Here is an 8,941-nt window from a genome sequence, read left to right as displayed (position 1 = left end):
CACCACCAGCGCCACACCCGCCACCGCCAACAACCCCACCCAGAACGTCAGCGCGTTGAACGTCCCCACCTGCGCCACATCCAGCGCCGTCAACCCCCGCGCCGAATACAGCCGGTAGCGAACGCCCCCTCCCGTGAGGAACGACATGCCGATGTTGTGGCCGAACGCGTAGCCCACGAACGCCGTGAACCCCACCTGCCGATAGGGCAGCCTGCGCCCCAGGTGCTTCAGCGCCAGCACGTCATAGAGCGTGAGCGCCAGGTAGTTGCACGCCGCGCACACCACCGCCAACACGATGCGCTCGCGAGGAATCGACGCCAGCCCTTCGGCCACGTCCACCCCTCGCAACTCATGCAGCTCGTGGCGCATCACGATGAACGCCAGCGCCAGCAGCACCAGGGGGAGCAAGGCGAGGAGCGCTCGCCTCAACGCGGTTCGAGAGAGCACCCTTCGAGAGTGCACACCTGCTTCCATCCCCGCCCGCGTCGGGCAGGCAGGCGCTCAGCGGACCGGCGGAACGAGCGCCTCCGCCGTGGCGCACAAGTCCTCCATCGCGAAGGGCTTGTCCAACACACGCGCCGCGCCCAACAGCTCCGCGTCCCGATGCAGCTGCGCATCTCCAAACGCGGTGATGAGGATGACCGGCGTCGTCCAGCCCTCGCGCCGCAGCCGCGCCACCACCTCCAGCCCCGAGTACCCCGGCATGCGCACGTCGGTGATGATGAGGTCCGGCACCTGCGTCTGGTCCGCGAGCAGGCCATCGATGATGGCCTTCACCAACCCAGGCCCGTCCGCCGCCTCCACCACCTCATAACCCTGGCGCTTGAGCGCCCTGCGCAACAACGCGCGCATCTCCGGCTGATCCTCCGCGACGAGCACTCGCGGGCGCTGCCCTCGCTCCGGGTCCAGGAGCGGCCACGGCCGCGCTCCTGATTGCTGCTCCTGCTCTTCGTCTGGCCCCATCAAAGGTCGACTCCTTCCAGCGCGGTGGGCTGCCCGCCCTCTCTCCAGCCTCCACGATGAAGGCCGGAACGTGGGTGCGAGCGGGTCCGGGCAGAGCATTCGACGTGCCACTTCATTCCCCAGGAGAAGGAGGCACTTCGCCCCGGGGACATTTGCCCCGAGCGGGGCACATTGCCCCGCGCTTCCTGCCCCGCGGCTCCCACTCTCAGAGGAGAGCCCCCCGCGCGGAGCCCTGGCCCGGCACGTGCACAGGTGTCTGGCATCGGTTCGGATGTGGGGACTCGCGGAACGAGCCCCGAGCAATGGCAGCCGTCGGGAGTCGGGGGACGACCAGCGGCACACCTTTCCACCTCCAGGGGGAGCCGCTCCGCGTCCTCCCCACGTCCGGGCCGATTCTCAAACACTCTTTCCTGGCCGGAACGCCTCCGGCCTCACGGAGAACGAACGATGGCCTGCTCGCTCCCCTCTCGCCGTTTCCTCGGTGCCCTGGCCCTCCTGCCCGCCGCGACGCTGGGCTTCGCGTGCGGACAGGCCCAGGCCCTGGGTGCCTCCAATTCCTCTCAAGCGACCGCCACGGTCGCCGCCACCGCGACGGCCGCCGCGACGCCCTCCGGCGCGCCCGTGCAGCCCGCGCGCTTCAATCCCGCGACGTCCGGCACCGTCACCTCGCTGGCGCCACTCGTCGACTCGGTGAAGGGCTCCGTCGTCTATGTCGAAGTGCAGGCCCGCCCCAAGCGCATGTCGGGCATGCAGGGCCTGCCTCCGGGCTTCGCGGAGCGCTTCGGCATGCCGCCGGGCATGCAGGGCAATCCGCAGCCGCGCCAGGGCCTGGGCTCGGGCTTCATCATCGACGCGACGGGCACCGTCCTCACCAACAACCATGTGGTGGAGGGCGCGGACGCGGTGCGCGTGAAGCTGGAGGATGGCCGCTCGTTCGACGCGGAGGTGCTGGGCAGAGACCCGCTCACCGATGTCGCGCTGCTCAAGCTCAAGGGCGCGCCGAACAACCTGCCCTTCGTGCCGCTGGGTGACTCGGACGCGGTGCGCGTGGGCGACGCGGTGATGGCCATCGGCAACCCGTTCGGCCTGGACTCCAGCGTCAGCGCCGGCATCCTCTCCGCGCGCGCTCGCGACATCCACTCCGGCCCCTATGACGACTTCCTCCAGACGGACGCCGCCATCAACCCCGGCAACTCCGGCGGCCCGCTCTTCAACATGAAGGGCGAAGTGGTGGGCATGAACACCGCCATCATCGGCGGCGCCAGCGGCATCGGCTTCGCGGTGCCCAGCAACCTCATCCGCGCGCTGTTGCCCCAGCTCCAGGAGACGGGCGCGGTGCGCCGTGGCTACCTGGGCCTGGCCATCCAGGACCTCACGCCGGAATTGGCGCGCGCGCTCAAGGTCGACGCGGCCAAGGGCGCCGTCGTGTCCGGCATCAGCCGAGGGGGCCCTGGCGACCGCGCGGGCCTCAAGGAAGAGGACATCATCACCTCCGTCGGTGGCCGCGCGGTGGAGTCCGCCGGAACGCTCACCCGCGCCGTGGCGCTGCTCAAGCCCGACAGCCGCGTGAAGGTGGAGCTGGTGCGCGGTGGCAAGCCCCTGTCGCTGGAGGTGACGCTCGGAACGCGTCCGGCCCAGCGCGGCGAGGAGGAAGTCACGCCGCGCAACTTCACCGCTCCCGCCACGCGCAAGCTGGGCATCAGCCTGCGTGACGCGGAAGGCGGCGGCGCTCAAATCATGGAAGTGGAGCCCGGCAGCCCCGCCGAGCGCGCGGGCCTGATGCCCGGCATGGTGCTGGTGCAGGTGGGTGACGACAAGGTGTCCAGCGCGTCTGACGCGGCCAACACCCTGTCCTCTGTGAAGTCGGGCGCCGCGCTCCTGTTGCGCGTGCGAGCCCCGGACTCGGAATCCACGGTGCTTCGCGCCCTGGAAATTCCGTAGTCCCTCACGGTGTCCGGCGGGCCTTCCCTCCCACCCGCCGGACGCCGCTGAGGTTTTCTAGAGCGAGACGATGGGCTTGAAGCCGCCGTACATCATCCGCTTCATGTCGAAGGGCATGCTCTGCATGCCACTCAGGCGGGGGTCCTTCATGACCAGCTTGTTGATGCGATTGCGGTCGGCCTTCGACGCATAGACGATGAAGGAGAACACCACCGTCTCCCCGGGCTTGCGCTTCACGCTCTTGGCGAACAGGGCGAGCGGGGCTTCGGCGATGTCATCGGCGACGCACTCGGTGTACTGGAGCGCGCCGTGCTCGCGCCAGATCTTGCCGGCCTTGCGCGCAATCTTGCGGTAGGCGGCGAGGTTCTTCGTGGGCATTGGCAGGACGAATCCATCGACGTAGGGCATGACAACCTCCAGGAACGAGAAGAGCGGTCAGTCAAACATGCCGCTCCTCGCGCCACGGGAAGCATCCCTTCATCACGACGAAATTCCGACACCTCGGCGCGACGCGCTCACGTCCCCGGGCGGAAGCGCAGGGCGCTCCAGACCGTGTCGATGGCCACCTGTCGCACGGCCTGGATTCCCTCCTGCTCCAGGCGCCTGGCGAGGATGTCCCGGTTGAGGTCCGTGTCGAGCTGCCCCGCCTTTGGGTACGCCACCCACGCGACGCGGTCCTCCTTCGCCGCGGCGATGACGGGCGCGCACTTCGTGTCCACGTCCTCCATCCGCGTCACGAAGAGCAGCAGCCCTTCCGCCTTCACGGAGGAAGTCGTCACCACATCGTCGAGGTCGACGCCCTTGGGCTTGCCGAGGACTCGGGCCTTCATGTCCTGCTTGAGGTTCAGCTTCTTCGCCAGGCTCACGGGACGCGGTCCTCCTCGGGGAAGGCGGCATGACAGCATCGCCACCCGGGCGGGGCAATGAACGTGCGTTCGCGCCAGCAAGAGGCCCTGGAGTCCAGGTGATGCGAGACCGACCCCCGGGGTTTCCAGGGGGTGTCCTGAATCCCCATTGCATTTGGCGTAGAGTTGCCGCGTGCCGCGGTGCCAGACATGTGGGCGGCGCTGGGAAGGCTCCCACGCGCCGTGCCCGCCGAACTCACCTGTCGACGGGGCGGGACGTGCGTCGTCCGCCGAGCCCCCTCCACCACTCATCCCCGGCTACCTCGTCGAAGGGGTGCTGGCGCGCGGCGGCTTCGGCGTGCTGCTGGGCGCCCGGCGTGAGACGGACCAGCAACGCGTGGCCATCAAGCTGGCCCGCACCGGCAATGCCCTGGCCCGCGCGCAGCTCGTCCGGGAGTCGGAGGCGCTGCGCACCCTGGGGCCGCCCACCGTGCCCGCGCTGTACGAGGTGGGCGTGCTCTCCGGAGGCATTCGCTTCCTCGTCATGGAGCACGTCCCGCTGCCCACCCTGGCGGAGCGGCTGGCGCGCGCCGCGGGGCCCGTGCCGGCCCAGGAGCTGGCCGCCCTGGCCCTGTCCGTGGCGGACACGGTGGCCCACGTCCACGCACGAGGGCTGGCGCACTGCGACTTGAAGCCCGAGCACCTCTTCCTGAACGAGGACGGCGGCGGGCAGGTGCGCGTCTTCGACTTCGGCCTGGTGCGCGGAACCTCTCCCCTGGAGGGCTCGGCCCTGCCCGGTGAGGGCGCGACGACGAGCGACTCGTCTGGCTTCGCCGGCACCGCGGAGTACATGGCGCCGGAGCAGTGCGCGGGCAACTCGGACGTGGACGCGCGCACGGACGTGTACGCGCTGGGCGTGCTGCTCTACGAGATGCTCACCGGTCGGCCGCCCTTCTTCGGCCCCACGCCGGACGTGCTCCAGGCACACCTGGCCCTGCGCCCGCCTCCACCCTCCGACTTCGCGCCCGTGCCTCCGGCGCTGGAGGAAGTCGTACTGCGGTGTCTGGCCAAGGAGCGCGCGCGCAGGCCGGAGGACGCCACGGCGCTCGGCACCGCGCTGCGCGAGGCCTTCACCCACGCGCACCGTCCCCACGAGCCCGTCACGCCCCGGCCCACCGCGCCCGGTGAGCCTCGGCCCGCGCAGGTGCGCCGCTCGGTCGCCGTGCTCTTCCTGACGTCTCGCGCCAACCCCGTCAGCCTGCAGAAGGGGCTCGCTTCCTACGGTGGGCATCTGGCCTTCACGGATGGGCCGCGCATCGCCGCCGTGTTCGACCCGGACGTGGGAGAAAATCCCGTGCGCCGGGCCATGCGCGCAGCGGAGGGACTGGCCGACCGGGGACTGGCCGCGAGCGCCCTGGTGGACGTGTCCGCCGTCACCGTCCAGCGCCGTCCCACCGGCACCCCTCGCTACCTGGGCGCCATCCTCTCCCGCGCGGACCGCTACCCCATTGGCCCGGAGACCCACGGGCTCCTGCTGTCTCCCGCCGCCGCGGAGGCCGTGCCGGAGGTGCCCTGCACGGAGGTGCCCGGCCATCCCGGACTGCTGCGTCCCGCGTCCCCTGGCGCCGCGCCTCGCCCAGACATCACCGTGCTCCAGTTGGGCAGCGAGGTGCTCGTCGGCCGCGAGGCGGAGCTGACCTCGCTGTTGGACAGCGCCCGCGCGGCGGTGGGCGAAGCGGCGCCGACGCTGGTCACCGTCATGGGCGAGCGAGGGCTGGGCAAGAGCCACCTCGCCGCGGCGCTCGCTCGCGAACTCCAGATGCAGTTGCCACTGACTCGCATCTACACCACGCGCTCACGCGAGCCGGTCCAGGGCGACCCGGACGGTACGCTGCGCACGCTCCTGCGCTGCGCGCTCAACGCCTTCGAGAGCGACAACACGGACACGGAGGAGCAGGGCCGCGCGTCCATCATGCAGCGGCTGGGGCCCACGCTCGGCACGGAGCTGTGGCCGGGCGTGGCCGCGACGCTGGGGTGGTATGCGCCGGGCGGGCCGGAGCTGCAGAGCTGGGCGGCGGCGCCGGGTGCGCTGCGTTCCCTGGCCATGCGCGCCACGGGTGAGCTGCTGGCCGCCACCGCCCGCGAGCGCTCGCTGTGTCTGGTCATCGACGACGCGCACTTCGCGGAGGAGACGGCGCTGGATGCGCTGGAGTACGCGTGTCTCGCCGAGGCGAGCGTCCCCATCTGGGTGTGTGTGCTGGCGCGCCCGGGGTTCGAGAAGAGCCGGCCACTGTGGGGCACTCGCGCGGCCCGACAGTCCACGGTGACCCTGCGCGCGCTGGGGGCGGAGCAGGCGCAGGAGCTGTGCCGCATGCTCCTCAAGCCGGTGGAGAACGTGCCGGCGCAGGCGGTGGACCGCATCGTCGAGCGCGCCCAGCACGTGCCGCTCTACATGGTGGAGCTGGTGCGCGGCCTCAAGCGCCAGGGACTGGTGCGCCAGCGCGCTCCGGGCGGGAGCTGGTACCTCGTCACGGACGGCGTGGAGAAGGTGCCCGAGCTGCGACTCGTGGAGTGGCTGGCGGACCGCGAGCTGGGGGCGCTGCCGCCGACGCTGGCCGCGCATGCCCGGCTGTGCGCCCTGCTGGGCACGGACTTCACCGCCGCCACGGCGGAGGGCGTGGTGCGGGAGCTGGAGCGCGACGGCGCGGCCGGTGGCTTCCCGCTGGATGCGGGCCATGCGACGCGCCGGTTGCTCGACTCCGGACTGCTGGTGTCCCACCGCCTGGAAGGACTGAGCTTCCGCAACGAGCTCTTGCGCGACGCGGTCGCCGCCACCCTCCCCGCCGCCGAACGCCAGCGCATCCACCGCGCCGCGTACCGCTACTTCCTGGGCCCCACCGGGGCCAGCGAGCGGCAGCGCCTGCCTCGGCTGGCCCTGCATGCCGCCGCCGCGGACCTGCGCGACGAGGCCGCCGCGCTCTCCATCGACCTGGCCGAGTCCGCGCGCGGACGCCACGCGTTCCTCGACGCGGAGGCCATGTACACGCGCTCGCTGGACCTGCTGGAGAGCACGGACGAGCTGCGCTGCCTCACCGCGCTGCGAGGGCGCGGGCTGATGCGCATCCGCATCGGTCGGTATGACGACTCGCTGGCGGACTTCGCCGCCGCTCGGGAGCGAGCCCAACGATTGGGTGACACGCGCACGGAGGTGGAGCTGCTGCTCGACGAGGCCATGGCGCTGGACTGGGTGAATGACTATCCCGCCAGCGAGGCTCGCGCGCTGGAGGCGCAGGCGAAGGCGGCCCGTGTGGGCTCGGCCTATGTGCAGGGCCGGCTGCTCCTGGCGGTGGGCCGCGCGCTGTTCCGCAAGGGCGAGTGGCAGGAAGCCCGCGAGCCCCTGGAGGCGGCGGCGGAGATTGCCCGGCGCCTGGGCGACGCGGGCTATGAGACGCAGGTGGTGTCCCAGTTGCTGCTGGCGGTGATGCTCCCCAATCTGGGCGACATCGACGAGACGGACCGGGTGCTGTCGGAGGTCGTCGCCGCGTGCACCGAGCGTGGAGACCTGTTCCATCTGGGCAGCGCCATCAACAACCGCCGCAACCTGTGGGTGGCTCGCAGGGATTTGGCCAACGCGTTGAAGGACCAGGAGCGCTTCATGCACCTGGGACGCGAGCTGGGCATGGTGGGCTGGGAGTACTTCGCCGAGCACAACCTGGGTGAGCTGCACTACCAGGCGGGTGACGTCGACGCGGCCACGCCCCACATCACCCGGGCCATCACGCTGGAGCGCCGGCACCCGGAGGTGGCGCCACGTCCGTGGGCCCTGCTGCTCCAGGCGCGCACCATGGCGTGGCTGGGACGGCAGGCGAGGGCCCGCGAGTTGCTCGCGCAGGTGCGGCAGGTGTTGTCGGAGGGCCGCAATGGGGTGGAGCTGAGCCCATCGGAGGAGGTGCTCTTCGCCATGGTGGAGCTGGCCACGCGCGACGCCACGGCGGAGGCCTGGCACACGCTGCGGGAGTGGTCCGCCCAGGTGTCCGTGGAGCAGGAGCCGCTCGAGGTGCTGGAGATGATGGGGTTGGCGGCGCTGCGCCGGGGTGAGCGAGAGGAAGCCATCCGCATCCTGACGGACGCGCTTCAGCTCGCCTCACGGCTGCCCAATCTCATGGAAGCGCGCATCCGCCGCTCGCTGGAGCGTGCTCGGGACAACGCCCCTCCGACGTGAAGTGTCCGCTACGCCATGAGGCCCAGCAGCTTGAGCGCGCCGATGAGCACGCCCACGAGCGACTCCGCGGCAATCGCGCCCGCTGCCAGCGCGGGCACATTGCGCCCCGTCGCCTGCGGCCAGCGCCACCGCGCCACCGCCGCCATCGCTCCACCCAGGCACAGCGTCACCGCGAAGTAGGCGGGCAGGATGAAGCCGATTCCCATCGCCACTGGTGAAGGCATCCACCGCGCCGCCCGGCCTCGCGCCAACACCGTCAGGAGCGCGCCGACACCCGCCGCCACGCCTCCCGCCAGCGCCGCGTTCGGCGGCAGGCCCGCGAGCCCCTTCACCGCCAGCTCCGCCACCGCGCGGAACTGATGTGAGAACGGCGCGGGCAACGCCTCCGAGCCCAATCCATACGCCCGCGTCAGCAGCAGATACGCCGGCACGCTCACCAGCGACCCCGCCAGCACTCCCACCAACTGCGCCCCGAGCATCAGCCGTGGCGAGGCCCCCAACAGGTGCCCCGCCTTGAGCGCCCACATGCTCACGCCCGTCTGCGCCGCCGCCCCAGACACCACACCGCCCACCGCGATGTTCGGCGCCACCGCCCCAGGCAGCAGCACCCCGGCCGCCACCTGCGAGAGCTGCCCCACCTGCGTCACCGGCGACACATCCACCTGTCCCGCGCCACGCGCGCACACCGCGCACAGCGGCAGCAACACCACCAGCGCCAGCAACACCTGCGGCACGCTCATCCCAAACAGGCCCACGCCCAGCGCCAGCGTCACCACCGCCGCCGCGCCGCCGCACAGCCACGCCCACCGAGGGAGCGTTCCACTCCGCTTCAGTGAGCCCAAATCCTTCGCAGCGCCCCAGAAGTCCCGAGCCTGCGCCGCGAGCGACACCACCGCCGAGCCCACCAGCAACCCCACGCCCGGCCACGTGAGCCAGCCAAGCAGGGAGTCATAGGTCGCGTCCTTCACCG

The 8,941-nt window shown here is 71.4% G+C and carries 7 protein-coding genes; 2 read left to right on the top strand and 5 right to left on the bottom strand.

Annotated features, from left to right (window positions below; all coding sequences use genetic code 11):
- Together HR086_RS41350 and HR086_RS41345 are read right to left on the bottom strand one after the other, a co-directional pair.
- Window positions 1–429: YbhN family protein (locus HR086_RS41350; protein ID WP_174468370.1), on the bottom strand; the 429-nt coding region annotated here is incomplete at its 3' end.
- Between the two features lie 72 nt (window positions 430–501).
- Window positions 502–963 carry a response regulator transcription factor gene (locus tag HR086_RS41345; protein ID WP_141647417.1) on the bottom strand — a complete coding sequence of 154 codons (462 nt, stop codon included), beginning with the start codon at window positions 961–963 and terminating at the stop codon, window positions 502–504.
- Window positions 964–1,410: 447 nt separating this feature from the next.
- Here HR086_RS41345 and HR086_RS41340 point away from each other — a divergent pair, with 447 nt between their 5' ends.
- Window positions 1,411–2,904 carry a Do family serine endopeptidase gene (locus HR086_RS41340; RefSeq protein WP_174459801.1) on the top strand — a complete coding sequence of 498 codons (1,494 nt, stop codon included), beginning with the start codon at window positions 1,411–1,413 and terminating at the stop codon, window positions 2,902–2,904.
- A 57-nt stretch (window positions 2,905–2,961) separates the two neighbouring features.
- Here HR086_RS41340 and HR086_RS41335 read toward each other — a convergent pair whose 3' ends face one another.
- Window positions 2,962–3,312 (bottom strand): DUF1428 domain-containing protein, encoded by a 351-nt coding sequence (locus HR086_RS41335; protein WP_141647415.1) that lies wholly within the window; start codon window positions 3,310–3,312, stop codon window positions 2,962–2,964.
- Window positions 3,313–3,419: 107 nt separating this feature from the next.
- Entirely contained in the window at window positions 3,420–3,770 is a 351-nt protein-coding gene (locus tag HR086_RS41330; RefSeq protein WP_371746234.1) for a hypothetical protein, read from the bottom strand.
- 172 nt (window positions 3,771–3,942) lie between these two features.
- On the opposite strand from HR086_RS41330, the gene HR086_RS41325 reads away from it, so the two are divergent.
- Window positions 3,943–7,971, top strand: a complete 4,029-nt coding sequence (locus HR086_RS41325; RefSeq protein WP_174454459.1) for a protein kinase — start codon at window positions 3,943–3,945, stop codon at window positions 7,969–7,971.
- Window positions 7,972–7,979: 8 nt separating this feature from the next.
- Here the strand turns inward: HR086_RS41325 and HR086_RS41320 are convergent.
- Window positions 7,980–8,941, bottom strand: a 962-nt coding sequence (locus HR086_RS41320; protein ID WP_174468368.1) for an OPT/YSL family transporter, incomplete at its 5' end; no start/stop codon positions are given.

The sequence above is a fragment of the Myxococcus sp. CA039A genome, from assembly GCF_013336645.1.
Taxonomy (GTDB): Bacteria; Myxococcota; Myxococcia; order Myxococcales; family Myxococcaceae; genus Myxococcus; species Myxococcus llanfairpwllgwyngyllgogerychwyrndrobwllllantysiliogogogochensis.
The sequence above is the reverse complement of the archived record's forward strand: the minus strand, read 5'-3'. Positions and strand labels throughout refer to the sequence as shown.